General features: G+C 69.0%; 22 protein-coding genes. 8 read left to right on the top strand and 14 right to left on the bottom strand.

Annotated elements, in window-relative coordinates; all coding sequences use genetic code 11:
* The first annotated feature begins 361 nt into the window (after positions 1–361).
* Positions 362–1213 (top strand): formyltetrahydrofolate deformylase, encoded by an 852-nt coding sequence (purU, locus tag ACIQJ5_RS02450; RefSeq protein ID WP_231090611.1) that lies wholly within the window; start codon positions 362–364, stop codon positions 1211–1213.
* A 24-nt stretch (positions 1214–1237) separates the two neighbouring features.
* Here the strand turns inward: purU and ACIQJ5_RS02445 are convergent, their stop codons facing one another.
* From ACIQJ5_RS02445 to ACIQJ5_RS02425, 5 genes are all read right to left on the bottom strand, one after another.
* Positions 1238–2164 carry a 3,4-dioxygenase subunit beta gene (locus ACIQJ5_RS02445; protein ID WP_402840563.1) on the bottom strand — a complete coding sequence of 309 codons (927 nt, stop codon included), beginning with the start codon at positions 2162–2164 and terminating at the stop codon, positions 1238–1240.
* A gap of 228 nt (positions 2165–2392) precedes the next feature.
* The gene (locus tag ACIQJ5_RS02440) at positions 2393–2713 is read right to left on the bottom strand and encodes a hypothetical protein (RefSeq protein ID WP_402840561.1); all 321 of its coding nucleotides are present in this window, start codon (positions 2711–2713) and stop codon (positions 2393–2395) included.
* A 99-nt stretch (positions 2714–2812) separates the two neighbouring features.
* Positions 2813–4159 (bottom strand): NADP-specific glutamate dehydrogenase, encoded by a 1347-nt coding sequence (gene gdhA / locus ACIQJ5_RS02435; RefSeq protein ID WP_231090614.1) that lies wholly within the window; start codon positions 4157–4159, stop codon positions 2813–2815.
* A 335-nt stretch (positions 4160–4494) separates the two neighbouring features.
* Complete coding sequence (locus ACIQJ5_RS02430) at positions 4495–4911, bottom strand: GreA/GreB family elongation factor (RefSeq protein ID WP_231090615.1); 417 nt, start codon at positions 4909–4911, stop codon at positions 4495–4497.
* A gap of 76 nt (positions 4912–4987) precedes the next feature.
* Complete coding sequence (locus tag ACIQJ5_RS02425) at positions 4988–5956, bottom strand: helix-turn-helix domain-containing protein (RefSeq protein WP_231090616.1); 969 nt, start codon at positions 5954–5956, stop codon at positions 4988–4990.
* An 89-nt stretch (positions 5957–6045) separates the two neighbouring features.
* Between ACIQJ5_RS02425 and ACIQJ5_RS02420 the strand changes: the two genes are divergently transcribed.
* On the top strand, positions 6046–6432 hold the full coding sequence (locus ACIQJ5_RS02420) for a DUF3054 domain-containing protein (RefSeq protein ID WP_402840555.1): 387 nt from the start codon (positions 6046–6048) through the stop codon (positions 6430–6432).
* 3 nt (positions 6433–6435) lie between these two features.
* Here ACIQJ5_RS02420 and ACIQJ5_RS02415 read toward each other — a convergent pair whose 3' ends face one another.
* Positions 6436–7554, bottom strand: a complete 1119-nt coding sequence (locus tag ACIQJ5_RS02415; RefSeq protein WP_402840553.1) for a hypothetical protein — start codon at positions 7552–7554, stop codon at positions 6436–6438.
* Positions 7555–7817: 263 nt separating this feature from the next.
* On the opposite strand from ACIQJ5_RS02415, the gene ACIQJ5_RS02410 reads away from it, so the two are divergent.
* Together ACIQJ5_RS02410 and ACIQJ5_RS02405 are read left to right on the top strand one after the other, a co-directional pair.
* Complete coding sequence (locus ACIQJ5_RS02410; protein WP_231091387.1) at positions 7818–8444, top strand: GTP pyrophosphokinase family protein; 627 nt, start codon at positions 7818–7820, stop codon at positions 8442–8444.
* Positions 8445–8556: 112 nt separating this feature from the next.
* Positions 8557–8916, top strand: coding sequence for a hypothetical protein (locus tag ACIQJ5_RS02405; protein ID WP_402840550.1), 360 nt, complete (start codon positions 8557–8559; stop codon positions 8914–8916).
* A 305-nt stretch (positions 8917–9221) separates the two neighbouring features.
* Here ACIQJ5_RS02405 and ACIQJ5_RS02400 read toward each other — a convergent pair whose 3' ends face one another.
* The 8 genes from ACIQJ5_RS02400 to ACIQJ5_RS02365 all read right to left on the bottom strand — a co-directional run bounded on the left by ACIQJ5_RS02400 (position 9222) and on the right by ACIQJ5_RS02365 (position 17923).
* The gene (locus ACIQJ5_RS02400) at positions 9222–9830 is read right to left on the bottom strand and encodes an alkylhydroperoxidase domain protein (protein ID WP_402840547.1); all 609 of its coding nucleotides are present in this window, start codon (positions 9828–9830) and stop codon (positions 9222–9224) included.
* On the bottom strand, positions 9827–10471 hold the full coding sequence (locus ACIQJ5_RS02395; protein WP_402840544.1) for a CMD domain protein: 645 nt from the start codon (positions 10469–10471) through the stop codon (positions 9827–9829). Before ACIQJ5_RS02395 ends, ACIQJ5_RS02400 begins: the two co-directional genes overlap by 4 nt.
* Positions 10468–11493: a putative FMN-dependent luciferase-like monooxygenase gene (locus tag ACIQJ5_RS02390; protein WP_402840542.1), complete on the bottom strand. Its 1026-nt coding sequence runs from the start codon at positions 11491–11493 to the stop codon at positions 10468–10470. The genes ACIQJ5_RS02395 and ACIQJ5_RS02390 overlap by 4 nt, the downstream gene beginning before the upstream one ends.
* Positions 11490–13148 carry a dipeptide ABC transporter ATP-binding protein gene (locus tag ACIQJ5_RS02385; RefSeq protein ID WP_402840539.1) on the bottom strand — a complete coding sequence of 553 codons (1659 nt, stop codon included), beginning with the start codon at positions 13146–13148 and terminating at the stop codon, positions 11490–11492. The genes ACIQJ5_RS02390 and ACIQJ5_RS02385 overlap by 4 nt, the downstream gene beginning before the upstream one ends.
* Positions 13145–14062 carry an ABC transporter permease gene (locus ACIQJ5_RS02380; protein ID WP_402840536.1) on the bottom strand — a complete coding sequence of 306 codons (918 nt, stop codon included), beginning with the start codon at positions 14060–14062 and terminating at the stop codon, positions 13145–13147. The genes ACIQJ5_RS02385 and ACIQJ5_RS02380 overlap by 4 nt, the downstream gene beginning before the upstream one ends.
* The gene (locus ACIQJ5_RS02375; RefSeq protein WP_231090625.1) at positions 14059–15033 is read right to left on the bottom strand and encodes an ABC transporter permease; all 975 of its coding nucleotides are present in this window, start codon (positions 15031–15033) and stop codon (positions 14059–14061) included. Before ACIQJ5_RS02375 ends, ACIQJ5_RS02380 begins: the two co-directional genes overlap by 4 nt.
* 5 nt (positions 15034–15038) lie before the next feature.
* Complete coding sequence (locus ACIQJ5_RS02370; RefSeq protein ID WP_231090626.1) at positions 15039–16685, bottom strand: TIGR04028 family ABC transporter substrate-binding protein; 1647 nt, start codon at positions 16683–16685, stop codon at positions 15039–15041.
* Positions 16686–16831: 146 nt separating this feature from the next.
* The gene (locus tag ACIQJ5_RS02365) at positions 16832–17923 is read right to left on the bottom strand and encodes a substrate-binding domain-containing protein (protein WP_231090627.1); all 1092 of its coding nucleotides are present in this window, start codon (positions 17921–17923) and stop codon (positions 16832–16834) included.
* A gap of 163 nt (positions 17924–18086) precedes the next feature.
* On the opposite strand from ACIQJ5_RS02365, the gene ACIQJ5_RS02360 reads away from it, so the two are divergent.
* The 4 genes from ACIQJ5_RS02360 (at position 18087) to ACIQJ5_RS02345 (ending at position 25363) form a co-directional block, all read left to right on the top strand.
* Complete coding sequence (locus ACIQJ5_RS02360) at positions 18087–23528, top strand: fibronectin type III domain-containing protein (protein ID WP_402840531.1); 5442 nt, start codon at positions 18087–18089, stop codon at positions 23526–23528.
* A 96-nt stretch (positions 23529–23624) separates the two neighbouring features.
* Positions 23625–23960, top strand: a complete 336-nt coding sequence (locus ACIQJ5_RS02355; protein WP_402840528.1) for a PadR family transcriptional regulator — start codon at positions 23625–23627, stop codon at positions 23958–23960.
* 1 nt (position 23961) lies between these two features.
* Complete coding sequence (locus tag ACIQJ5_RS02350) at positions 23962–24957, top strand: permease prefix domain 1-containing protein (protein WP_402840525.1); 996 nt, start codon at positions 23962–23964, stop codon at positions 24955–24957.
* A gap of 4 nt (positions 24958–24961) precedes the next feature.
* Positions 24962–25363, top strand: coding sequence for a VOC family protein (locus tag ACIQJ5_RS02345; protein WP_231090631.1), 402 nt, complete (start codon positions 24962–24964; stop codon positions 25361–25363).
* The last annotated feature ends 4 nt before the right edge of the window (positions 25364–25367 follow it).

Genomic DNA, 25367 nt, shown 5'->3' with positions numbered 1-25367 from the left:
AAGTCCTCATTTCGCGACAACGTCCTGGTTTCGCGCCACCGCCCACCACGAACCAGCCGTCGCCGCCACCACACTCACCCGGGCGACGTAGCTACAGGCCGAACCCGCACCCCTGCCTGTCTTGGGGAGCCCTGTCCGTATGCGGCGCGATCCCGCCAAACCAGCACGCCAGCGGAGCAGACGCCACACACATGAAACGAGGACAATTCACCGCAACAAGGACCGAAGCCCGCCCAGAGCCCTTATCTCACGACCCCCTCCTCGTTTCGCGGCCGTCGCACACCACAGATGACGGCGCGGATTCGACGCGGTGCCTCGCCACGGGCGAGAATCGGAGGACCGCGCCCGCGACAGGAGAAGCATGATCCAGCAAGACACCGCCCGACTGCTCATCACCTGCCACGACCAGCCGGGTATCGTCGCCGCTGTCGCCGCCACGCTCGCCGAGCAGGGCGCGAACATCATCTCGCTGGCACAGCACTCCACCGATGCCGAAGACGGCCGGTTCTTCCAGCGCCTGGTGCTGCACATCGAGGACTTCGCCGCCCGGCGGGCGGACTTCGAGCGGGGCATCGAGCGGCTCGCGGAGAAGTTCGGGATGCAATGGTCGCTGCACAACGGCGCTCAGCCGAAGCGCGTGGCCATCTTCGTGTCGAAGTACGACCACTGCCTGCTCGATCTGCTGTGGCGCACGCAGCGCGGCGAGCTGGACATGGAGGTGGTGTGCGTGGTGTCGAACCACCCCGATCTCGAAGCCGCCGTCCGCAACTTCGATGTGCCGTTCGTCCACATCCCCTCGGGTGATAAGCCGGCCATGGAGCGCGCGCAGCTGGATCTGCTGGCCGGCAAAGTGGACTTCATCGTGCTCGCTCGCTACATGCAGATCCTCTCCGACGACTTCGTCCGCGAGGTCGGGGTGCCGGTGATCAACATCCACCACTCGTTCCTGCCGGCCTTCATCGGTGCGAATCCGTACGCACGGGCGAAGGCACGCGGCGTCAAGCTGATCGGCGCCACCGCGCACTACGCGACGGCGGATCTCGACGAGGGTCCGATCATCGAGCAGGACGTGGCCCGCGTCACCCACGCGGAGAACGCGCAGGATCTGCAGCGACGCGGTCAGGACGTCGAGCGCATGGTGCTGGCGCGCGCCGTCCAGTGGCACTGCGAGGATCGCGTGATCGTCGACGGGGCCTCCACCGTCATTCTCTGAGGCGATTCCGCCCGCGGACGGCGATCACACCCCGATGGTCAGCGCGGCGACATAGCCTGAAGCGGTGTCGCCCGAGATCGCGGCGAGCTGGTGCACGGCGTGGTCATCGCTGAACACCATGTCGGTATCGAGTGAGATCTGGGAGAGATTGCGCACCGACTGGTCATAGCCCGTGGTGGCGTACACGGCCTCGCACGCCTCCTGCGGGAGGGCGATCTGACTGGTCTTCACGATGGGACCGTTGGAGACGGCGTCGCTGGTGCTCTGGTACACCTCGAAGTGGACATGGGGCCACCGGCCCGCGTAGCAGGCGGGGAAGATCGATGTGAACGTCACCGTTCCGGTCGCATCCGTCGCCTGCACGCCCCGCAGGTAGTTCTCGTTCGTGGCGCCGTCGCTGTACAGCGAGTAGCGGCCCTCCCGATCGCAGTGCCAGACGTAGACGCCCGCACCGGCCAGTGCAGCGCCGGAGGCGGCATCACGCACGGTGATCGAGAAAGTGAGCGGGACACCCTCGGCGGTCGTGGTCGACGATCCGAAGCTCGACCGGATGTCGCTGCGGACGATCCCCGACTCTTCGAGCACATCGACGCCGTTGGAGCCGTCGCCGGGGTACGGGCCCTCCGTCTCGTCCGGGACCTCCTCGATCGGCTCTGCCGCCGCGGCCGTGGCGGTGGAAGCGGCGGTCGGCGACGTGGACGCGGTGGGCGTCGGGCTCGCGGTCGTCGTCGTCGGAGCGGCCGTGGGAGACGCGCCGGAGGCGGCCGGGGCGCACGCTGCCAGCAGCGTCCCCAATCCGACCGTTCCGAAGATGCCCAGCGCGACCCGACGATCGATCAGGGTGCGGATGTCGTACACGAGGCCGCGGTGGTCCTCGTCGATCTCCTGGCCGTTCTCGTCGATCCACTGCGGATCGGTGGCCGGGTGTGGGGTGTTGTGCTGCTCGCTCATGTCTTCTCCTGTCCGCCGCTACCCGCGACAGGTTCAGCACACCGGACGACGCTATGCGAACGCTATGCGCGGGGTCGGCTGGAGCTATGGAGTGCACAGATTCGAGCGGTTCCCGCTCCGTGCACCGTCCGCCGCAAGCGACCTTGCCGAGTGGATGACCCGACGGGATGCGCGCAGGGATGGATACGGGTCGCATGCCACGAGGGAACCGATCCGGCGACCAGCTCCTCAGCGACGGCGGACGACGCGGAGGGCGCCGGTGACGGCAGTCGGCTCGTTCGGATCAGATCCCGCAAGACGCACCAGCGGGGCGGTTCGCGGCCCGGCTTCCCCCGAGTGATCATCGGCCTCGACGAACAGCTCGAACCGGCGGCCATGCGCGTGGGCGTGGACCCACGCGAGCGCCTCGAGGACGGAGTCGACCCCGGTGAGGTACCACGCTTCCTGGTCCCAGCCGTCCTCGCCCATGCGCCAGAATTCGACCCGATAGCGCGGGTAGGCGAGCTGATACGCGGGTTCGGCCCGCGGAGTCCAGTGTGCCTCCAACATGGCCACATCATGCCGCGCGCGGGCGGTCCTGGCAACAGGGTCGGCGACAGACGACGACGGGCGCGGATCCCGTGGTCCGCGCCCGTCGATCGGATGGGGTCAGATGACGCCCATGGCCTGCATCGCGTTGGCCACGCGGATGAAGCCGGCGATGTTCGCGCCCGAGGTGTAGCTTCCGGGCGCCCCGTACTCGTCCGCCGTCGTCAGGCAGGAGTCGTGGATGTCGCTCATGATGCTCGCCAGACGCTGATCGGTGTACTCGAACGACCAGGAGTCACGCGACGCGTTCTGCTGCATCTCCAGCGCCGAGGTCGCGACGCCACCGGCGTTGACGGCCTTGCCGGGGGCGAAGCGCAGCTTCGGGTCGTCCACGAAGACGCGGATGGCCTCCGGAGTGGAGGGCATGTTGGCGCCTTCGGCCACGATGATGCAGCCGTTCTTCACCAGCGTGATGGCGGCCTTCTCGTCGAGCTCGTTCTGCGTGGCACACGGCAGGGCGATGTCGCAGGGGACGTCCCAGATCGAACCGCCCTGCACGAAAGTGGCACCGCGCTCGGTGGCGTAGTCGGCGATGCGCCCGCGGCGCACCTCCTTGATGTCCTTGATCAGGTCGAGGTCGATGCCGTTCTCATCCACGACGTATCCGGACGAGTCACTCATCGCCACGACGGTGCCGCCGAGCTGGTGCACCTTCTCGACGGCGTAGATGGCCACGTTGCCGGAACCGGACACGACCACCTTCTTGCCCTCGAACGTGTCGCCGGTGGCCTTCAGCATCTCCTGGACGAAGTAGACGGTGCCGTAGCCCGTGGCCTCTGTGCGCACCAGCGATCCGCCCCACCCGATGCCCTTGCCGGTGAGAACGCCGGACTCGTAGCGGTTGGTGATCCGCTTGTACTGCCCGAACATGTAGCCGATCTCGCGTCCGCCGACACCGATGTCACCGGCGGGGACGTCGGTGTACTCACCGAGGTGGCGGTACAGCTCGGTCATGAACGACTGGCAGAAGCGCATGACCTCCGCGTCGGAGCGGCCCTTGGGGTCGAAGTCCGACCCGCCCTTGCCGCCGCCGATGGGAAGGCCCGTCAGCGCGTTCTTGAAGATCTGCTCGAAGCCGAGGAACTTGACGATGCCGAGGTACACCGAGGGGTGGAAGCGCAGGCCGCCCTTGTACGGGCCGAGTGCCGAGTTGAACTCCACACGGAAGCCGCGGTTGAGCTGCACCTGACCCTTGTCGTCGGTCCACGGCACACGGAAGATGATCTGCCGCTCGGGCTCGCACAGCCGCTGGATGACAGCCGAATCGAGGTACTCCGGGTGCTTCGCGACGACGGGCGTCAGGCTCTCGAACACCTCGCGGACGGCCTGGTGGAATTCGGCCTCTCCGGGGTTGCGGGCCAGCACATCGTCATAGACGGAGACGAGGCGGTCATCCAGTACGGTCATTGATGTTCCGTTCAGTGGGCGGGCGCGTCACGCGCGGCCGCAGGGGGAGTCGATCCCGCCGCACGCGAACCGTGTCGACGCGCGCGGCGCACACGCGGCAGCAGAGGACGACTGTCCGGGGATCACTCGGTCCAGATGAGCTCCGGTGAGACGACGTGACGGGATCAGCCGTGAAGCGGCCCCACCGGATTCTGGCGTCGTCGATGAGGCCGCGGTCTTCCGAGCATACATCCCGATCCCACCCCCGCGAATGCGCGGGACGATGCTTCACCGGGGGCCGGACGAAACGGCGCCGGGCCCGTCCTGCGTGGAGGACGGGCCCGGCGATGAAACGCTCAGCTGAACGGTACTGCTGCGACGACGCTCACTCCGATGCGTGCGCCGCTGGGAGTCTCGTACTCCGCGCTCTCGCCGACGACCTTGCCCGCGAGCGCGGTGCCGAGCGGCGAGGTGGGCGAGTACACATCGACGTCGAGGTCGGCGGCACCGACGATCTCCCGGCTGCCCAGGAGGAATGTCTCCTCCGAGCCATCCGAATCGAAACGGACCGTGACCAGCATGCCGGCCTCGACGACGCCGTCGTCCGGCTTCGAGCTGACTTCGGCGCGACGGATCATCTCACGCAACTCCAGCACCCGCGCCTGGGTCGCGTCATCCTGCTCGGCGCCCGGGGCGGTGAGCTCGGCGAGCTCGCTCTGGAGTCGGTCCAGAGCGGCTTGCGTCATCCACAGTGCATCTGCGGTGGTGGACATGGGTGTGCCCCCTTCCCTGCTCATGACAAAGAATCTCCAGTTTACCGGAGAGAACCGGAGCGCGGGAAGACGCGGGTCAGCGCACTTCTCTGGCGAGGATCGCTTCGCCGCCCGCGATGTGGGTCTGTCGACGGTAGGCAGACGGCGACATTCCGAGCACTGTCTTGAACGTGCGAAGCAGCCGGTCCTCCGATCCGAGGCCCGACAGCTGCGCCACCCGGCGCAGCGACAGGTCGGTGTCGTCGATGAGCAGCTTCTCCGCGTGGGTCACCCTGCGATTGCGGATGAGCGCCGCCACCGACGCGTCGCGCCCTTCGAACAGCGTGTAGAGATAGCGGCGGCTGACGCCGAGTCGTCGTGCGATGGTGGCGGCGTCCAGATCCACCTGCGTGTAGGACTCCTCGATGATCGCCAGCACCCGGTTACGCGTCTGCGCGGCGACATCCTCCACCGCCGCCTCGTCGTGAGCCGCGAGCAGGCCGATGACCAGCTCGAACAGACCGCCCTCCAGGATCAGCCCGTTCTGCTCGTCGACATCGAGAGCGCGCGGTGCCAGCTCGGCGATGGTCGCCTCGATCGGGCCCGCCTGCCAGATCTGGCCGTTCATCCGACGGCTGTCGATTCCGCGGGCTTCCACCTGGTCGATGGGCACATAGATCAGCGTCAGCGCGGACCCGGGGTCGGTGATGGTCTCGTACGGGGTGTCCAGGCGCAGCACGATCACGGTGCCCGCCTCACCGATCATGGTGCGCCCCTCGCGCGTGACCGTGACGCGACCGCTGTGCAGAATCCCCAGTTGCAGCAGGTGTCCGTACTCGTCGTTCAGGTCGGCTTCATCGCGGGTGTACGCGATTCCGCCGCCGGTGAGACCGGTGTAGCGCAGGCGCCGGCCGATCCAGTTCTCATACGTGGTGTTACGGGGTCCGTTGCCCACCGGGGTGACGCGCCACCCGGGGGTGACCTCGGCGACATCGTGAACGGACGCCAGACGCCGGTTCCGGCGCGCGCGAAGAGCGGCGCCTCCCGGGGAGCGTGTATCGGACATGGATCGGGAGCCTCCTGATTCCATCGTGCCAGGCCCACCTGAAGGGATCCGGGGCGTTGTGCACGTGAGGGCGGGGCGAGAATGGAAGGGTGAGCACCACTTCCGTCAGCCGCCCCCGTGGCGGCGTCATCCTCGCTGCCGTCGCTCTCGATGTCGTCCTGGTGATCGCCTTCGCCGCCACCGGCCGGGCCAGCCACGAGGAGTCCGCCTTCGGGCTCGGCCTGCTGACGACCGCGTGGCCCTTCCTGGCCTCCCTGGCGGTCGGCTGGATCGTGACGCTCGCCTGGCGTCGCCCGTGTGCGATTGCACGCACCGGGGTGCCCGTCTGGGTGATCACTGTGGCGGGTGGAATGCTGCTGCGGTGGGTCTCCGGTCAGGGAACGGCGGTGCCGTTCATCATCGTGGCCACCCTCGCGCTCGGTGCCGCCCTCGTCGGCTGGCGCGCCATCGCCGCGCTGATCCGACGGCGCCGCTGAGGCTCAGCTCAGGATCATCGCGAGCACCACGATGGCGCCGACGTAGGTCAGCACCGTCAGGGTCACCCAGAGGCCGAACCTCGACCGACGCCGACGCAGCGGTGCCACGGCGGGATCTGCGAGGGTGCGGCCAATGAGCGGCGTCTCCCCCGGCACCGCCACCAGGTCCGTGCTCGCGTCTGGGCGATCGTCGCGCCAGCGCTCCCAGTCCTCGAGTTTCGGCAGCAGCGCGTTCAGTGCCGATGCGATGAGCTGCCACGCGCGCGGGTCCGGCTCGCTGAGCGTCTCCGCGCAGGAGAGGACGAGGACGTTCCCGCGGATCTCGGCGTCCAGGGTCCGTGCACCGTCGATGAAGGCGGCCATCACGTCCGGAGCGAAGAGATAGAGGGCATCGCGCTCGTACCCCGTGGGACAGTACAGCGTGAAGTGCCGCCCGAAGTCGCCCTCCAGGCTGAGGCGCTGATCGTCGTCGACGCCCGAGCCGATCGCGAGCTGCAACTGATTGGCGCGGGCATCGAGCACGATGTGCGGCAGCACCGCGGCGAGCCCGACAGCGACGTAGGAGTACAGGAAGACGGTGGCTCCGCTCTGGGTGCCCGGAACCACGGTCTGCAGATTGCCGATCTCGATCGCGCGACCCCGTGTGAAGCGGACGATGTCGGTGACCTGATCGCGGTCGTTCAGCGCGACGAACGGCTCGTAGTCCAGCCCGTTCCGCTCGGCGAAGCTGTGCAGACGGAACCTCGCGTACCGTTCCGGGCCGTGGTGTCCGAAGAACACCCACGTGAGCCAGGACGCCAGCAGCCCGTAGGCGATCGAGTACGGCAACAGGAGCACGAGACCGAACATGATCCGTTCCAGGGGCTCGTCCAGCTGACGCTGGTCCGCCGGCATCCACACCGTGGTCCAGACCAGGATGAGAACACCGAGGACCTCCCACACCGCGAGCGCCGAGTACATCCAGATCGCCCCGCCCGCGCTCCGCGCGAGCGGCTTCGGGCGCGGGCCGTACTTCTCCCGAAACTGCTGCTCGTAGGCCACCGCGGCTTCCGGCATCACGCGCTGGGTGAACCACTCCGTGTCGAAAAGGAGGGTGTCGGCTGGCGGCGATGACTCCGGCATGCGTCCATCTTGCCCGCATCGCGCCTGCGGCGGATGCTGACGGCTCTCCCAGTCAGTTCGAATCCGCGCTCGATAGCGTCGCGATCATGAGCAACGACCTGCCCGACCCCATCTTCGGCGGCGGACGATCCCTCGGTGCGCGGCCCAACGACATTCGCAGCGCCACGCGGTTCTCCCCGGATCACGGCTTCCTCGGCGCGGACGGCAGCGTGGTGTACTCCCCCGAGGAATTGCGCGAGCTGCGCGACAGGTTCGCGGAGTTCATGGTGCAGTACGAGTTCGGGCTGCGTGAGATCGAGACGAAGCTCACCATCCTCCGTGACGAGTTCCAGCTCATGCACGACTACAACCCGATCGAGCACATCTCCAGCCGCGTGAAGTCGCTGGACAGCCTCGCCGACAAGATGAGGCGGCGCGGGCTCGGGCTGGATTTCGACCTGGTGCGGGAGAACATCACCGATGTCGCCGGCATCCGCATCACCACCAGCTTCGTCCGTGACGCCTATCGCCTGTTCGATCTGCTCACCGCTCAGGCCGACATCTCGGTGCGCGAGGTGAAGGACTACATCCGTAATCCGAAGCCGAACGGGTACAAGAGCCTGCACGTGATCGTCGAGGTCCCGGTCTTCCTCTCGACCGGTCCGCTCGCGGTGCCCGTCGAGGTGCAGTTCCGCACGATCGCGATGGACTTCTGGGCCAGCCTGGAGCACAAGATCTACTACAAGTACGACGGGCAGGTTCCCGACGGACTGCTGGCCGACCTCAAAGACGCCGCCGACACCGCCGACGAGCTCGATTCCCGGATGGCGCGTCTTCACGACGAGCTGCATCCGTCGGCCCCCTCCGCCGCCGTGCCGCCGTCGCCCTCTCCCACGATCCACGCGATCTGACGTCGCCAGAGCCCGCGAGGATTCCCTGCGTGGGAGAGAATCGGCGCACTGCGGCGATTCTCATTCACCGAGGAAGGCCTCGCGGGACTCTCCGTGAACATGAGGGGGAAACATGCACCTGTACACGCTGGTCGAGATACCCGAAGACGCGCGCGACGTCGACGTGGCAGTTGCCGCCGCGCTCGCTCCGTTCCGCGCGTTCGGACCCGATGGTGAGCACATCGAGTCCGGGCTCTGGGACTGGTACCGGATCGGTGGCCGCTGGGCAGGGCTTGTGCACGGAGATACGGCTCGTCGCGGCAGCCTGGGCGACGAGCACCGACCAGCCCTCTTGTTCACGATCGCGGGCGGTGCGTTCGCCGAGGAGCGATGGAACGGCGGCTCGTTCGACGACACGTCAGAGGAGTTCGAAAGCGCCTGGCGCGACCTCGACCCCGACGCCCGCCTTGTCGTCGTCGACTGCCACACCTGAGAACGGGCGAAGGGAGGCCGGACCGGCACAGCCGTCGAGGCCGGCTCAGGGCGGGACCGCGCCGGTGTGGTCTGGGGCCACCGGCTGTCAATCGCCGTCGTGCCCTCGCCCCGACGCCCGGCCGTTGTCCGGCGCGGCCGTTGTCCGTTGTGGTCTCCATTCCTGCACGGCACCGCCGTCTCCGGATCACTTTCTGAGAGCGGAGACGGGTGTCGTCTCAGAATCTGTCGCCGACGGGCGATGCCGGCGCAGCGGTTGAGACCAAGCCCCGGCGTCGTGAGTTCCGGCGCCGGGGCGAGCCGACGTCACGCCTCCGCGGGAGGAGCCACGGGGCGGCCGATGGAGAGCATGAGGCGGTTGGCCCAGTTGAAGAACGCGGCGCCGTGAATGACGTCGGCGATCTCGTCGTCGTCGAGTCCGGCGGCGCGCAGTCGCTCCACATGAACCGGGCCGAAGGCCACGGGCGTGACGGTCAGGGCCTCCGAAGCTGCGACAATCGCGTTCCAGCGCTCACCGAGATCCGCGTTCGTCCCCTCGGCCAGCAGCAGGTCGATGTCGTCGGGACGCTGGGCGTGATGGGCGCCGAAGCGAGCGTGCACGGACGCGCAGAACACGCATCCGTTGACACGGGACACCGCGGCGGCTGCGAGTTCGCGATCGCCGCGCGGCAGGCCGTCGACGGTGTTGTAGAAGATGTCCTTGTCCACGAGGGTGCGCGCGCGGAGGATCTCCGGGTCCCGCGCGAGCAGGCGGAAGTAGTCACTGCCGGCCCGGCCCCGATCCACCAGTCCGTCGTAGTGGCGCTCGGTGAGCTCCTCCTCGGCCACGGCGGGCAGCCAGGGCAGCCAGCCGACCTCGGCGCGTGTGAACGCGTGGGGGTGCTCGGCGTCGTGGGTGAGGGTGGTGCCGGTCATGCGGAGACCTCCGTCGCGGTCGAGTCGGATGGGGCGGGCCCGGCGAGGGCCAGGGCGCGCAAGCCGGCAGCCACGCGCTGCTGGAAGGCCAGGAAGGACACCAGCTGGGACAGGGTGATGATGCCGTCCGCGTCCCACCCGGCATCCAGGAGCGCCTGGATCGCCGAATCGTCGGCCTCGCGCGGGCGGTAGACCAGCAGGTGGGTGTGCGCGAGGGCCGCGGCCAGACGCGAGCCCAGCGCGATGACGGCGTCCTCCGAGGGCGCGTAGCGCACGCCATCGGTGTTCTCGTTCTGCAGCCCGGCTTCGCGATAGTGGCCGAACGGCCCCGTGGTGGCCGCCTGGGCGGCCTCTGCCAGCACGATGTCCGCCGCGACCGGATCCGCGGAGCGTGCCCGGTCCGCATAGAACGCCGCCGCCGCGTCGTCCGCGGTGAGGCGCGTGGCGAAGGCCGCCACCAGTTCGCGATCGGCGAGCGCGAAGTGCTCGTCGGACAGCGGCGTGAACAGCGCGTCGAAGCTCGCCTGCAACTGCTCCCGGGTCACCGGACGCCGATTCCGCAGTGCGGCGCTGCGCTCGTCCGGCTCGATGCCGGTGAGCTCGTCGACGACGTCGGTGATACTCACCTCGGCGGCGGTCATGCCGTCACCTCCGCTTCCACGCGAGCGCCCCAGCCCAGGGCGGGCGCCACCTCCGAGGCGAACAACTCGATGGAGCGCAGCACCTGCTCGTGTGGCGCATCCACCGAGTGCACCTGGAAGGCGACCTCGGTCACCCGCCCCAGCGTGGCGTCGGCGGCTAGCGACGCGGCCACCTCCTCGGGCGTTCCGAGGTGCGTGTCGGTGTAGCGGATGAGATCGTCGAGCGATCCGTCGGGGATCACCTGGCCGCTGCGCCGCAGCCCCTCAGCCCCCCGTCGCAGCCCCTGCTCCGCCCACCGCAGCGCCTCGGCACGGGTGTCGGCGACGAAGACGGTGCGTGATGCGGTGATCCGGGGCGCCCGGCTCGCGGGCAGCGCCGCGAGGTACGCGTCGATGATCGGGTTCTGCACGTCCGCCAGCGATGCCTCGGGAGCCTCGGCCGGACGGGGCTGCGTGCGAGAGAGCAGCAGTCCGTCGCCCGGCACGCCCGCACGGGTGCCGCCGAAGGACGAGAACGTCGCCTGCCAGATGCGATCGATCAGTGATCCCGCCACCGGGTTCAGCGAGTTGCCCGCTCCCACATCGCCGCCGCGCAGAGCGTTCTGCAGCACGGCCAGCTTCTCGTCGTAGACCTGTGCCTTCGCCTTCGGGTCCTGTCCGAACGGGATGAAGGAGGAGGGAGTGCCGCCGGAGCCGAGCCCCAGATCGATGCGTCCGCCGGAAAGCAGATCGGCCACCACGGCATCCTCGGCGACACGCACGGCGTCCTCCAGCGGAAGAGTGATGATGCCCGTGGCGAGGCGGATCTCGGTCGTGAGCGCCGCCACGTGCGCCAGGAACACCAGCGGGGACGGAAGACCGCCCTCGGCGTAGCGGAAGTGGTGCTGCGCGACCCAGGCGCGGCCGATTCCGAAGCGCTCAGCATGGCGGATCTGTTCGATCGCGTTGTCGTAGCGCTGGGCTGCGGGCACCTCGTCGAGGAGACGGGTGAAGAAGGCCAGCGTGGGAGGGGCGTCGGTCACGGGACCAACTCCTTTCGTGCGGGGGAAACGGTGTGGGAGGGGCGCCCCGGAACGGCGGCGAGCAGCTCGCGCGTGTACTCGTGTGCGGGGCGTTCGAAGATCTCGCGGGTGTCTCCGGATTCGACGACGCGGCCCTTGCGCATCACCGAGACGGTGTGGCTGAGGCGGCGCACGACCGCGAGGTCGTGAGAGATGAACAGGTAGGTGAGTCCGAGCTCCTGCTGCAGCGAATCCAGCAGCTCCAGGATGCGGGCCTGCACCGTGACGTCGAGAGCGGACACCGCCTCGTCCAGCACGACCACGCGAGGACCGGCGGCCAGCGCGCGGGCGATGGCGACACGCTGCCGCTGCCCGCCGGACAGCTCACGCGCCGATCGCTCGGCGGCGTCGGCAGGAAGGGCCACCCGCTCCAGCAGCTCCGCCACCCGGTCGCGACGCTCGGCCCGGGAGCCGATGCGGAAGTTCACGAGAGGTTCGGCCACGATCGAGCCGATGCTCTGGCGCGGATCGAGCGAGGAGAACGGGTTCTGGTAGACCAGCTGGACGTCGCGGCGGAGCTCTCGCAGTCCGCGTCCCCGCAGCGCGAGCACGTCGGTGCCGTCGACGGTCACCCTTCCGGCATCCGCATCGAGGAAGCGCGTCACGATGCGCGCCGTGGTGGTCTTGCCCGAACCGGACTCTCCCACGATGGCATGCGTCGTGCCGCGTCGGACGCGGAACGACACGTCGTCCACGGCGAGGAACGGCGCGCGACCCCGGGCGGCGAATCGCTTGACGATCCCCTCGGCCACGATTGCGAACGGGTCCTCGGCGCCCGCCGCGTCCGGATCCCGCAGGTACAGCGGAGCGGGAGGCGTGCGGGGCTCGACCGTCTGGAACGCGGGCGCATCGGCGAGCAGCTGTCGGGTGTACCGGTCGGCAGGGGCGGCGAGAATGTCGCCGGTGCGGCCGGACTCCACCACCTCCCCGTCCCGGAGCACCGTGATGCGATCCGCGCGATCCGCCGCAACACCGAGGTCGTGGGTCACCAGCAGCAGCGCCGTGCCGTCCTCTTCGCGCAGCTCGTCGAGCAGGTCGAGGATGTGTCGCGACACCGTGGCGTCGAGGGCGCTGGTGGGCTCGTCGGCGATGATCAGCCGGGGCTTCAGCGCGATGGCGGTGGCGATCAGCACGCGCTGACGCATGCCTCCGGAGAGCTCGTGCGGATACTGGGTCGCTCGCAGCTGCGGGTCATCGAGCCCCACGCGTTCCAGCAGATCGATCACCCGGTGGCGGATGGCCTTCGGATCGCGCTCACCGTGCAGACGCAGGATCTCTCCCACCTGCACCCCGATGCGACGCACCGGGTCCAGCGAGGAGACCGGATCCTGCGGCACCAGGCCGATGCGGGCGCCGCGGACGGAGCGCAGCCGGGCATCGGACCAGCCCGAAACGTCCGTATCGCCAATGCGGATGCTCCCGCCCTCGATGCGTCCGCCCGCAGGGAGGATCCCGAGCACCGCGTGCGCCGTGGTCGATTTGCCCGAGCCGGACTCACCCACCAGCGCGAGCACCTCGCCCTCGTCGATGGTGAGATCGACGCCGTGCACCACCTCGCGGCGACCGCGACGCGTGTCGTACGAGATGCGGAGATCTGTGACGTGCAGAGCGCTCATCGGGTCCTCCTCGAGATGGCCTGGCTCAGGCGGTTGGCGCTCAGCACCACGGCGAGCACCACGAGCCCCGGGAACACCGTCAGCCACCAGGCCGTCGCCACGTAGTTGCGGCCCTCGGCAATGAGCAGACCCCATTCCGGCGTCGGCGGCGGGGCGCCGTAGCCGAGGAAGCCGAGCGTGGAGATGGCGAGTATCGCCGTGCCGAACTGCAGCGCTGCCAGCCCCAGCACGGCGGTGAGAGAGTTCGGCAGCACGTGCCGGCGCAGAACCGTGAGGAATCGCCCGCCCGACCCGAACGCCGCCTCGACGTAGTCGGTCCGGCGCACGCGCACCACCTCGGACCTGCTGAGACGGGCGAAGGACGCGATGGACCCGATGCCGACCGCGATCGCGGCGTTCACGGTTCCGAAGCCGAGCAGGATGATCACGGACAGCGACAGGAGCAGACCGGGGATGGCCAGCAGCACGTCCACGATGCGCATCAGGACGTCATCGACGATGCCGCCGATGGATCCGGACAGCACACCCACCACGGTGCCCACGACGAGGCCGACGAGCACCGCCACCAGCGCGCCGGTGAGGGAATGGACAGCGCCGTGCACAACACGGGTGAGGACATCGCGACCCAGCTGGTCGGTGCCGAACAGGTGCGCCAGGCTCGGTCCCTGCAGCTTGTCGGCGGGGACGCCGGTGAGCGGATCTGCCGGCGCGAAGACCGACGGGACGATCACCCAGGCGACGGCCAGTGCGAGCACCGCGATCGCCACGACCAGCCCCGGTGCGGGGAGCCGGCGACGTCGACGGGCCCGGGGAGGTTCCGCGGGTGCGGTCACGGCGGCCGTCACCGGCGTCGTCACCGGGGCCGACACGTCGATCACCGTGTCGGTGAGCGGATCGGTGAGTCCTGCGCTCATGCCGGCACCGCCTCGGAGGCCGCGGGCGCGGCGGCCCGGGCACGTCGGGTGCTGCGCAGGCGCGGATCGATGAGCGTGGCGATCACGTCCACCACCAGGCTCACCACCACGAAGGTGAGCGCGGACAGCACCACGACGCCCTGCAGCACCGGGATGTCCTGGCTGGCGACGGCCTGTTCGGTGAGACGGCCGATGCCGGTCCTGCCGAACACCGTCTCCGTCACCACCGCTCCGCCGATCAGCTCGCCGAGGAGCACGCCCGCGATGGTCAGCGTCGGCAGCAGCGCGTTACGCGCCACCGACCGCACCAGCACCCACGCGTTGGAGGCGCCCTTGGCGCGCACCACCGTCACGAACGGCGCCGGGAGCACATCGTCGATCGAGCGCAGCAGCGTCTGGGCGAGCGGCGCTGCGATCGGGACGGCGAGAGTCAGCACCGGCAGGATGAGCCCGACGGCGGGATCCGCACCGACCACCGGCACCCAGCCCAGACCGAACGAGAACACCTGGATCAGGATGATGCCGAGCCAGAACACCGGCACCGAGACGAGCACAGGAGGAACCGCGTGCACCGCGCGTCGCAGCCATCCGAAGGGGGCGAGAGTGGCGAGCGCGGCGATCGCGACGGCGAGGATGATCGCCAGCGCGAAGCCGAGACCGGCGAGGGCTGCCGTCGCGGGCAGCGCCTCACCGATCAGGGTCAGCACCGCGGTGCCGTACTGCGTGGAGTACCCGAAGTCGCCGACGAGGTATCCGCCGAGAGTGTGCAGGTACTGCTGCCACCACGGCAGGTCGGCACCGTAGCTGGCACGGATCGAGGCGATCTGCTCGGCAGACAGACCCAGCTCCGGGTTCTGGAACTTGATCAGCACCGCATCTCCGGGCAGCAGCTGCAGGAGGATGAAGGTGGCGGTGAAGGCGACGACGAGGACGATCACCCCCTGTGCCGCGCGTCGAGCGAGGAAGGGCATCCGGATCACCGCTTCTCGAGCCAGACGTCCGCGAAGACGGGCCGGGCGACGGACTCGAACTCGATGCCGTGGACGTAGGTGGCCGCGCCGTACACCTGCGGCTCCTCGAACAGCGGGATCACGTAGGCCTGCTCGGCGATGTAGTCCTGCACGGCCTCGGATGCGGCGACGCGCTTGGCGGGGTCCGGCTCCGAGGCGACCGCGGTCAGCAGGTCGTCGAGGTGCTGGTCGTCCGAGCGGAGCACGTTGCGGTTCTTCGAGGAGAACTGGCTCTTGATCACATCCAGATCGGCGCGACCGACCATCGAGTGGTACAGCGGCGTCTTCAGCGGGTCGAGGATGTCCTCGGCGTAGCTTCCCGCGTCGGCGGACTTCACCTGCAGGTCCACGCCGATGGCCTTCAGCTGCTGGGAGACCAGCTCCAGCGTCTGCTTCGACAGCGGCTGCGGCTTCGCCTCGTAGACCGGCAGTTCCAGTCGCTGCCCGTCCTTGGTGCGGATCCCGTCGGAGCCGGGGGTCCAGCCGGCCTCGTCCAGCAGCTTCTTCGCCTTGTCGGGGTCGTAGGTGTAGAAGGAGGACTCGTCCTTGTACCCCAGCGCCGACGAACTCAGCACGGAGGTGGCGACGGGGTAGTTCTGCGTGAAGATCGTGTCGACGACCTCCTGGGCGTTGACACCGGCCACGAGCGCCTGGCGCACCTTGAGGTCGCTGAGGAGCGGGTTGGTGAAGCGCAGGCTGAGGGAGTTGTTCACGCCGCGGGTCTGCGGGGCGAACACCTGGAAGCCGGCGGATTCCACGCGGGGCTCGTCGAAGGCCTGGACGTAACGGACGTAGTCGGCCTGTCCAGACAGCAGCGAGCCGATGCGCACGCTGTCCTCCGGCGTCACGAGCAGCTTGATGTCGTCGAGGTACGGACGTCCCTGGTGCTCCTTCTCGGCCGGAGACCAGTCGTAGTCCTCGCGCGCCGCCAGGTGCACCTCGGTGCCGATCTTCTCGGAGTCGATCACGAACGGACCGGATCCGATGATGTCAGTGGCATTGCCCGCACCGAAGTCCTCGAGTTTGCGGTCGAGGGTGGCGGAGGAGAGGAGGCCCGAGGTGATGGTGGACGTCGCCTGCAAGAATCCGGGCGACGGAGCGCTGAAGTGGAAGGTCACCGTGTCGGCGTCGACCACCTCGCTGGATTCGTAGTTGTTCACGGCCTCCGAGATGGTGAGTCCCTTGGCGGAGTCACCCTTGCCGAAGACGTCGAAGTTCTTCGCGACCACGGCGGCGTCCAGCGGTGTGCCGTCGGAGAAGGTGACTCCGGGGCGCAGGTTGAACGTGTACTCCGTGGCGTCGTCGTTGATGGTCCAGTCCGTGGCGATCCACGGCTGGATCTCCAGCGTCTCGGGGTCCTGCCAGGTGAGACGGTCGGTGATGTTGCCCACCAGCGCACCGTTCGGGTAGAAGCCGGCCTGCGGCGGGTAGAGGTTCGTGTACGGCTGGTACTCCAGGTAGGTGAGCGTGCCGCCCTGTACCGGCTCGCCGGCATTCGCCGATGCGGACGCGGTCGTTCCGCCAGACGACCCCTGGGACGAGCATCCCACCATCATCAGGGCGGTGACGGCGGCGAGAGCGGCGGCTGTGGCACGTGCTGAATGACGGGGCATGGATTCTCCTGTGGAAGGGTTCGGTCAGTCCGACCGTTCCCCCACGTTAGGAATCTGCTCCCCTCGGGGATGCGCGTCTGTGTCACCCTCGTTCACGTTCCGCAATGCGCCGTCACACGCCGCCGTCCCGCGTCACATTCGTCGCCTCAGGGGGCGGCGGTCGACTCGCGAGGGTGGAGCACAGGGAGCACCGACGTGCGCCGCACCGGGAGGTCGGGGCCGCCGGTGAGGCGCTCGACCATCATTTCCACGGCAAGGCGGCCGATGTGCTGCTTCGGCGGGCTGAGCGCGGTGATGGGCGGGCTGCCGCTGGAGGCCACCTCGTCGTCGTAGGCGATGATGGCGAGATCGCCCGGGATCGACCAGCCGTGGTCGACGGCGTACTGCTCCAGCATCACGGCCTGCGGATCGTTGTGGATGAGCAGTGCCGTGGTTCCCGTCGCGCGGCACTGGTCCAGGATCGACACCACCGCCGACTCCCGCGACGTGCTGGAGGGGTCGTCGAGGGCCGCGTCGACGTCCACCGCGCATTCCAGTCCGAGATCGGCGACCGCGCGGTTCCACCCGTGACGCAACGGCACCGACGTCGGAGATCCGGACGAGGTGATGATGCCGACGCGCCGGTGGCCCCGGGAGGCGAGATGATCAGCCGCGAGGGCACCGCCGAACACGTGGTCCGTGGTGATGCACTCGAGGCTCGGCAGGGCGAGTGCGGTGGGCGCGCGTCTTTCCACCAGCACCACGGGGGTCGCCAGCGTCTCCAGACGGTGAAGCAGAGCGCGTCCGTCAGGGCCGCTCGTCTCGGGTGCGACGATCAGCCCGTGCACCTCCCCGGCCGCCGCGAGCGCGTCGATCTGACGCCGCTGATCCGCCACCGCGTAGCTGGCTCCGCGCAGGACCAGCTGCACGCCAAGCTCGGTGGCCGCGGCTCGCGCACCGATGATCACGTGCGGCCAGTAGTAGCTGAGCGACGGCACCACCATGCCCACGCGGAAACGGGTGCCGGACGCTGCCGCAGGCACCGTGGTGTCCAGACGGCTGCGCAGCGTCGCTCCGCCGTGGACCCGCGTGAGGAGGCCGCGATCGGCCAGCTGCCCGATGTCGCGCCGGATGGTGAGGTCGGACACCCCGAACTGCTCGGCGAGGTCGGCGACGCGCACCGATCCCGTGCGGCGCAGTTCGTCCAGGATGCGCTCCCGGCGAGCCAGGCCGAAGGCGGGGGTGTCGGAGGAGGCCATGTCTGGTCAGCGTAGTGATCTGATTGTTTTCGATCAAGCATGAACGTTTGTGAACGTTTGAATGGAAATCGCCCGCGACACCGGTCAGGATCGGCGAAGGGCACGCAGTCGTGCCCATGATGCGTGAGCGCCGTAAGGGAGAGTGCCCATGTCGGAGGCGAGGATGCCCCGTCCGCAGAACGATCGACGAGGCCGCGAGGGCCGGGCCCGGCCGCGGCGATCCTGGATCGCGGCTGCGAGCGCCGCGCTGATCGCGGCTCCGCTGCTGGTGCCCACCAGCGCGATGGCCGCACCGGCGGACACCGTCACGGTGACCGTCACCGGCGCCGACGTGGCGGCGGCGGCGAAGAACGTCAACGGCCTCACCTTCAAGGGATTCGGCGTGCTGAGCGCCAACTCCACCAGCGCGCTGCTGCTGGACTACAAGGCGCAGCACCCCGACAAGTACTGGGAGCTCATCGAGACCCTGTTCGGCGGCGATCACCCGCTCATGAACACCGTCAAGATCGAGATGGGAAACGACCGCAACACCTCGACGGGCCCGAACCCCGCCACCATGCGGAGCCGGGACGAGTACCCGAACGTGCAGCGCGAGCCCGGCTTCCAGCTGGCAGCCGACGCCCAGCTCGTCGCTCACGGGGACGTGCACGTCAGCATCCTGCGCTGGAACCGCCCCGCCTGGGTCACCTCGCACCAGGACCAGTACGTGTGGTTCAAGAACACCGTGCTGGCGGCATACCGCGAGTACGGCGTGATGGTGGATTCCATCAACCCCGACGCGAACGAGACGTCCAACCCGGAGATCCAGCTCTACAAGGACTTCTCCTCCTGGCTGCGCAACGATACGAAGGGCTACGAGGGAGCCACGTCGGACGACCCGAACAACGGCTTCGCCTCCGCCGAGGAGGGCGAGCGCTACCGGGCGATCCGGACGGTGGCCGCGGACACCGTCGGAACCCCGCCGACGTCGTTCGGCAACGCACTCACGGGGAGCGACTCCTCGCTGCGAGACGCCGTGGACGTCGTCGGCTTCCACTACTCCAGTGCAGATGACAGCGCCGGAAACCTCAAGAAGTTCGCGGAGCAATTCGATCAGGAGGTGTGGAACTCCGAGGGTCAGTCGACGTTCTCGAACTCCGCGGACCGGCCGAACAACAACGCCAGCGATGAGCAGGGCGGTGTCGGCACGTCCTTCGGCGGCACGAACAGCGCCCTGGAGATGGGCAACTGGATCACGACCGGGTTCGCCGCGTCGCGTCGGACGATGAACATCTTCCAGCCCGCGATCGGCTCGTTCTACGACGGCTTCCAGTACTCGTCCAAGGAACTGGTCAGCGCCCGGGACCCCTGGTCGGGGTGGACCTACTACGACGGCGGGCTGGCGGTGCTGGCGCAGTTCACGCAGTTCGCGACGCTCGGATGGGAGAACGCGGATAACACCGCGGGAATCTGGCGGGCGATCCCGCAGGCCTCCGGCAGCACGCTGGGGACCGGCAATCCGCCGAGCGGCGCCCGCGCCGGCGGCAACTCGTTCACCACGCTCGCCGCCCCCGACGCCTCAGACTTCTCGACGGTGATCGTCAACGACAGCAGCTTCACGAGGACGTACCGGGTGATCGCGCAGGATCTCGCACTGGGGGCCGACGCCACCGCGGAGGTGTGGGAGACGCGCGCGGCCGATGCGGGTCAACGCTACGACGCGAACTACGTGCGTCCCATCGCCGAGATCGCCCCGAACGGCGGCGCCTACACCGTGACGGTGAAGCCCTGGTCCGCCGTCACCCTCACCACCCTCGACCACGCGGTGGCCGGTGCCGACGGCACGCTCGCCCCTCGCGAGGGCTTCGGCAACACGCTGCCGACGTCGGCGGAGTACACCTCCGCCGAGGGCGGCCGCGACGTCCTGGACACCGACGCCACCGGTGCGGTGAACGGCGTCACGGACGACGAGTTCCTGTACGCCGACGACTTCGACTACGCCGGCCTGCCCACCATCTCCGGCTACGACCCCGCGACCGGTCAGCTCGTGGATTCCGGCGTCTCGTTCCTCGACGCCCGCGGCGCGGGTGCGTCGCCGGCCGGCACGCCCGGCACCTCGGCGGTGCGCGCGGGAGTGGTCCCGCGATACACGAACGACACCAATGGCGCGTTCGAGTCGGTGGCCACCGACGATGCCTCCCACGGCCGGGTGCTCCGTCAGCAGGTGGGCCCCGGCATGGCCGGCGGCGCCTGGAACGGCGGTGACCCGAAGACCACGATCGGCGATGCCCGCTGGGCGAACTACACCGTCTCGGCGGACGTGCTGTTCGAGAGCACCGCGTCGGCCTACGCCACCATCGGCGCACGCGAGCAGGGTGGCACGGCCAACGGCCAGAACGTGTCGGCCGCCGAGCTGCGGGTGGATCCGGCCGGCGCCTGGAGCCTGCTGCGCTTCGGGACGTCGGTCGCCAGCGGCACGCTGACCACCGTCCCGGAGGCGGCCTTCCGCACCGGCGCCGGTGTCTGGAACACGATCTCCGTCCGCGTCGCCGGTGCGGTGTACACCGCCTCCGTCAACGGCGTCGAGATCGCCAGCTACACCGATGCCGCGCCGCAGGCCACGGGACGGATCCAGCTGGGTTCGGGCTTCACGTTCGTGCAGTTCGACAACCTGAAGGTCACCACCGTGCCCGGCTACACGCCCTGGTACACCGCCATGATCGACGGCATGCACCAGACCAGCTGGGCCGACACCTCGGTGCCGGTGCTGCAGTTCGACGCGAACTGGAGCCACGTCAACGGTCAGGGCATGTACGAGTGGCAGCGCACCGCGTCCAAGTCCACGGCGAAGGGCGCGTCGATGACATATGCGTTCACCGGCACCGGACTCGACATCATCGGCACCAATTCCGGCGCTCCGACGCTGGACGTGATCGTCGACGGCGTCGACGTCGTCGCCGGCGCGCCCACGTGGAGCGCGGGCAGCGAGCGCACCGCCTATCAGCTGCGAGGTCTCCGCGACGGTCAGCACACCGTCACGATCCGGACCGCGAACACCGCCTCCATCAACGTCGACGCCGTCGGCGTGATCACGGCGACGGCCGATTCCGCTGCGGTGGACACCAGCGCGCTGGCCGCCGCTGTCGAGGCAGCGGCACAGCTCGCCGAGACCGAGTACTCTCCCGAGACCTGGGCGGTGTTCGCGTCGATCCTGACCGACGCCCGCGACGCCGTCGCCGACCCACGCGCCTTCGGCCTGGACGCGGAGGGTGCTCTCGCCCTCGGTGCGCGGCTGACGGCAGCCATCGATCGTCTCGTGCCGAAGGACGTCAGCCCCGATGTCCGTGACCTGGGCGTGCTCGCCATCACGTCCGGCGCGCGGGCACTGCCCGCCGAGCTGGCGCTGGCTGAGGGCGCTCTGCCCGTGACCTGGGCGCTGAGCGCCCGCGAGAGCGCCGCCACCACCGCGGAGCTCGGCGCCTTCACGGCCACCGGACGCACCACGGCGAAGCTGGACAACGGCCTGTATCAGCGTTTCACCGCGCGCGTGATCGTCGTCCCGGCGGATCTCGAGTACTTCATCGATTCCGGCTCGTCCGGTGCGGCGACCGGTTCGGTGCAGGCCGCGGCGCTGGCGGCCTTCCCGGAGCTACGCAACGCGGTCGCCGACCAGAAGTGGGATGGCACGGGCGCGGGCCTCACGTGGGGTTACACCACTGCGGCCACCGCCGCCGATGCGGGCAACCCCCAGGACTGGGGTTCGTCCTACCTCGGGGTGGACTACAACAAGCCGGTGACCTATCGGCTCACGCTGCCCGCCGGTTCCTACAACGTGGTCGCCGTACAAGCACCACGCGCAGGACTCACCACCAACGTCTACACGAAGGTCTCGGGACCGGGCGTCGCCGCCACCACGAAGACGGCGACCTCCACCGGTACCGCCACCCCGATCGCCCAGCCCATCACGCTGGAGACGGACGGCGTCGTCACCGTGGAGTTCGGCACGAACGGCACGAGCGGCTACAACGGCCGCCTCGCCCTCGTCGCGGTCCAGCGGCTGCCACGTGATCTCGGCGTCCTGGGTGCCATCGGCGTCACGGGCGACCTTCCCGAGACGGTTGACGTCGCGGGAACCGCTCACCCCGTCGTGTGGGATGAGGCATCGGTCACGGCGAAGCGTGCGGTCTACGACACGCTTCGCGTGACTGGCCGGCTCGCCGACGGCGCGCAGGCCGTGATCGCGCGGTACGAGGTGATCCCCCCGGCACCGGTGTACTTCATCGACGCCGGAACGAGTGGCGCCGACTCCCCCGCGTACACGGCGGTGGCCGGCGCGGCGGCACTGCGCAACGATGCGGTGGACCGGGTCTCCCCCGACGCCGGCTCGTGGGGCTACGTCGCCGACGGCATGAAGACGAAGGGCGCCACGGACATCACCGACAAGTTCTCGACCGGCCTGTACCAGGACACCACGCGTCTCATCTACCGGCTTCCGCTGGATGCCGGCACGTACACGCTCACCGGCGGGTTCACGGAGTGGTGGAACGTCACCCGCACCATGAACCACACGGTGTCGGCCGGCGGGGTGGAACTCGCGAAGGGCAACATCGCGCTGTCGGGTTCGGCACCGCGTCTCACCGCGGACCTCACGTTCACCCTCGATACCCCCGCCACCGTGGAGTACGTGGTGACGAACGAGGGTGCCGGGGGCGAGAAGCCGGTGATCTCGTGGCTCGCCGTCGCCGATCAGACGCTCCCGGGCGCACCGTCCGAGGCGTCGGCGGTCGCGGCCTCCGACACCTCGGTGGCCGTCTCCTGGACAGCTTCGGCGCCAGCGGGTCCCGGCTTCATCGGCTATCGCGTGTTCGCCGCGGGCACCGACACGGTGGTGTGCGAGACCACCGAGACGTCCTGCACGATCACGGGCCTGGAGCACGGTTCGACCCACGCGTACGAGGTGGTCGCGGTGAACGCGATCGGCACGAGCGAGCGGTCGGCCGCCACCGCGGAGATCACCCTGCCCGAGGTCGGCCCCGATAACGCGACAACCGCACCCGGCGTCGGCGCGCTGTCGTCGAACGACGGCTGGGACACCGGGCTGAAGGACGGCACGTTCACGCTCACCATGGATCTGTGGTGGGGGGAGAACGCGCAGCTGTTCCGTCTGTTCCGCGACGGGGAGCCGGTAGCCACCGTGCCGCTGACGATGAACAGCCCGCAGGCGCAGCGCGCCACCGTCGACATCTCGGGGCTCGGCAACGGCACGTACGTGTTCACGGGTGAGCTGGTGAACTCGAAGGGCACGACCGCGACGAAGCCGCTCACCGTGAAGGTCACCGACGCCAACCCCGGCAAGCCGACGCTGTCGTCGAACGCGAAGGGCGGAGCAAGCACCTTCACGCTCACCGCGGATCTCTGGTGGGGCATGAACGCCACCTCGTACCGCTTCCTGGAGGACGGCACGGAGATCGCCGCGGGCACGCTGACCGCGGCGACCCCGGCCGCGCAGCGCGCGACCACGACGGTCTCGGGCAAACCGAAGGGCACCTACGTGTACACCGTCGAGTTCACGAACGCCGCAGGCACCACCACGAGCGCACCACTCACCGTGAAGGTCACGAAGTAGCCTCATCGCCGTGCCCCGGTCCCGTCCTGACGGGACCGGGGCACGGCTGTTCCCACACAGGTGACAATAGTGTGCATCACACAGTATTGTGTAGCCATGTTCGAATCGACCGACATCCATCTGCAGGAGCTGCGTCGCGGCACCGTGGTGCTGGCGTGCCTGCAGTTGCTGCGTACGCCGGGCTACGGGTACGCGCTCCTGGAACAGCTCGAGCACGCCGGCTTCCCCACCGATGCGAACACCCTCTACCCGCTGCTGCGGCGTCTGGAGAAGCAGGGCCACCTCGTCAGCGAGTGGAACACCGACGAGACACGTCCCCGCAAGTTCTACCGCACGTCTGCCGCGGGCGCCGATCTCGCCGACACCCTCACCCGCGAGTGGCTCGCACTCACAGACGCCGTCGCGGCGCTGACGCACGATAAGGAGAACTGACATGGCTGCCACCCTGACCGATCGCTACATCGACGCCACCGTGCGAACCCTGCGTCCGCACCTCCAGGAGGATGTCCGCGAGGAGCTGGCCACGTCCATCGCCGACGCCGTCGAGGCGCGGCTGGAGCAGGGTGAGTCCGCGGACGATGCGGAACGGGCGGTGCTCAACGCGCTCGGGGATCCGGGAGTGCTCGCCGCAGGCTATGCGGATCGGCCGCTGCACCTCATCGGCCCGCGCTACTTCATGACATGGTGGCGCCTGCTGAAGCTGCTGCTGTGGATCGTTCCCCTGAGCGTGATGGCCGCAGTCGCCCTCGGTCTCAGCATCTCCAACGCCCCCGGCGGGCAGATCATCGGCACCGCGGTGGGGGTGGGTATCTCGGTGGTCGTGCACGTGTGCTTCTGGGTGACGTTGGTCTTCGCCCTCCTGGAGCGCGTCGGCGGGGACCCCGCCCCGACCTGGACCGTGGATCAGCTGCCAGAGGCGCGGGAGGACAGTGCGAGCGTGTCGCACCTGGTGGGATCGCTCGTCTTCCTGGGGGCGTCGATCGCAGCGGTGCTGTGGGATCGGTTCCGCGGATTCGTCGTGCTCGACGGCGAGATCGTCCCGGTGCTGCACCCCGGGCTCTGGCCGGTGTGGATGCTGGTCTTCCTCGGGATCGTGCTCGGCGAGGCGGCCGTTGCCGTCGCGGTGTTCCGGAAGCGGCGGTGGAGCGCGGCGACGGCGTCAGCGAACACCGTGCTGGCCGTGGCCTTCGCCGCTGTCTCGCTGTGGCTGATCTCCACCGGCCAGCTGATCAATCCCGAGATCATCGCCGCCATCGTGCTGCACGGTGGATCGGATTTCCATTACGCCGACCTGCAGTCCGCGAACGAGGGCGGGATCTTCCGCATCCTCGCGGTGCTGCTGGGCGCCGCGATCCTCGCCGTCTGCGCGTGGGATGGCTTCGACGGGTGGCGTCAGGCATGGCGCGCCCGCGGGCGAATGAGAGGATGACGCCATGGCACTCGTGGATCATCTCGGCATGTCCGTCGTCGACTTCGACCGCGCGCTGACGCAGTTCGGGGCGGTGTTCACGGCGCTCGGTTACGAGTTCGGCGGTGCCGACGACCATTCGGCGGCGTGGCACCAGGGCGATGAGACCGAGCTGATCATCTTCCAGGCCCGCGAACCCGGCGACCTCCACCGCCACGGCGAGTCCGGCTGGCAGCATCTCGCTTTCGCCCTGGACTCCCGCGAGGACGTGGAGCGCCTGCACCGCGTGGCGCTGGAGGCCGGGTGGAGCGAGGTGCGCGCACCGAAGCCGTATCCCCGCTTCAACGAGCGCTATTACGCCTCCTTCGTCGAGGATCCCAGCGGCATCCGCTTCGAGTTCATGCACAACCCTCCGCGCGCCGACTGAGCGT

The organism is Microbacterium sp. GXS0129 (assembly GCF_044769785.1).
GTDB classification, from domain to species: Bacteria; Actinomycetota; Actinomycetes; order Actinomycetales; family Microbacteriaceae; genus Microbacterium; species Microbacterium nymphoidis.
Note: the sequence above shows the minus strand (reverse complement) of the source record. Positions and strands in the feature narration are given on the sequence as shown.

Excerpts from the sequence above, each read along its gene's own strand:
- purU (WP_231090611.1), top strand. The coding sequence starts at position 362 with ATGATCCAGCAAGACACCGCCCGACTGCTCATCACCTGCCACGACCAG.
- ACIQJ5_RS02445 (WP_402840563.1), bottom strand. The coding sequence starts at position 2,164 with ATGAGCGAGCAGCACAACACCCCACACCCGGCCACCGATCCGCAGTGG.
- ACIQJ5_RS02440 (WP_402840561.1), bottom strand. The coding sequence starts at position 2,713 with ATGTTGGAGGCACACTGGACTCCGCGGGCCGAACCCGCGTATCAGCTC.
- gdhA (WP_231090614.1), bottom strand. The coding sequence starts at position 4,159 with ATGACCGTACTGGATGACCGCCTCGTCTCCGTCTATGACGATGTGCTG.
- ACIQJ5_RS02430 (WP_231090615.1), bottom strand. The coding sequence starts at position 4,911 with ATGTCCACCACCGCAGATGCACTGTGGATGACGCAAGCCGCTCTGGAC.
- ACIQJ5_RS02425 (WP_231090616.1), bottom strand. The coding sequence starts at position 5,956 with ATGTCCGATACACGCTCCCCGGGAGGCGCCGCTCTTCGCGCGCGCCGG.
- ACIQJ5_RS02415 (WP_402840553.1), bottom strand. The coding sequence starts at position 7,554 with ATGCCGGAGTCATCGCCGCCAGCCGACACCCTCCTTTTCGACACGGAG.
- ACIQJ5_RS02410 (WP_231091387.1), top strand. The coding sequence starts at position 7,818 with ATGGTGCAGTACGAGTTCGGGCTGCGTGAGATCGAGACGAAGCTCACC.
- ACIQJ5_RS02405 (WP_402840550.1), top strand. The coding sequence starts at position 8,557 with ATGCACCTGTACACGCTGGTCGAGATACCCGAAGACGCGCGCGACGTC.
- ACIQJ5_RS02400 (WP_402840547.1), bottom strand. The coding sequence starts at position 9,830 with ATGACCGGCACCACCCTCACCCACGACGCCGAGCACCCCCACGCGTTC.
- ACIQJ5_RS02395 (WP_402840544.1), bottom strand. The coding sequence starts at position 10,471 with ATGACCGCCGCCGAGGTGAGTATCACCGACGTCGTCGACGAGCTCACC.
- ACIQJ5_RS02385 (WP_402840539.1), bottom strand. The coding sequence starts at position 13,148 with ATGAGCGCTCTGCACGTCACAGATCTCCGCATCTCGTACGACACGCGT.
- ACIQJ5_RS02380 (WP_402840536.1), bottom strand. The coding sequence starts at position 14,062 with ATGAGCGCAGGACTCACCGATCCGCTCACCGACACGGTGATCGACGTG.
- ACIQJ5_RS02375 (WP_231090625.1), bottom strand. The coding sequence starts at position 15,033 with ATGCCCTTCCTCGCTCGACGCGCGGCACAGGGGGTGATCGTCCTCGTC.
- ACIQJ5_RS02370 (WP_231090626.1), bottom strand. The coding sequence starts at position 16,685 with ATGCCCCGTCATTCAGCACGTGCCACAGCCGCCGCTCTCGCCGCCGTC.
- ACIQJ5_RS02365 (WP_231090627.1), bottom strand. The coding sequence starts at position 17,923 with ATGGCCTCCTCCGACACCCCCGCCTTCGGCCTGGCTCGCCGGGAGCGC.
- ACIQJ5_RS02360 (WP_402840531.1), top strand. The coding sequence starts at position 18,087 with ATGCCCCGTCCGCAGAACGATCGACGAGGCCGCGAGGGCCGGGCCCGG.
- ACIQJ5_RS02355 (WP_402840528.1), top strand. The coding sequence starts at position 23,625 with ATGTTCGAATCGACCGACATCCATCTGCAGGAGCTGCGTCGCGGCACC.
- ACIQJ5_RS02350 (WP_402840525.1), top strand. The coding sequence starts at position 23,962 with ATGGCTGCCACCCTGACCGATCGCTACATCGACGCCACCGTGCGAACC.
- ACIQJ5_RS02345 (WP_231090631.1), top strand. The coding sequence starts at position 24,962 with ATGGCACTCGTGGATCATCTCGGCATGTCCGTCGTCGACTTCGACCGC.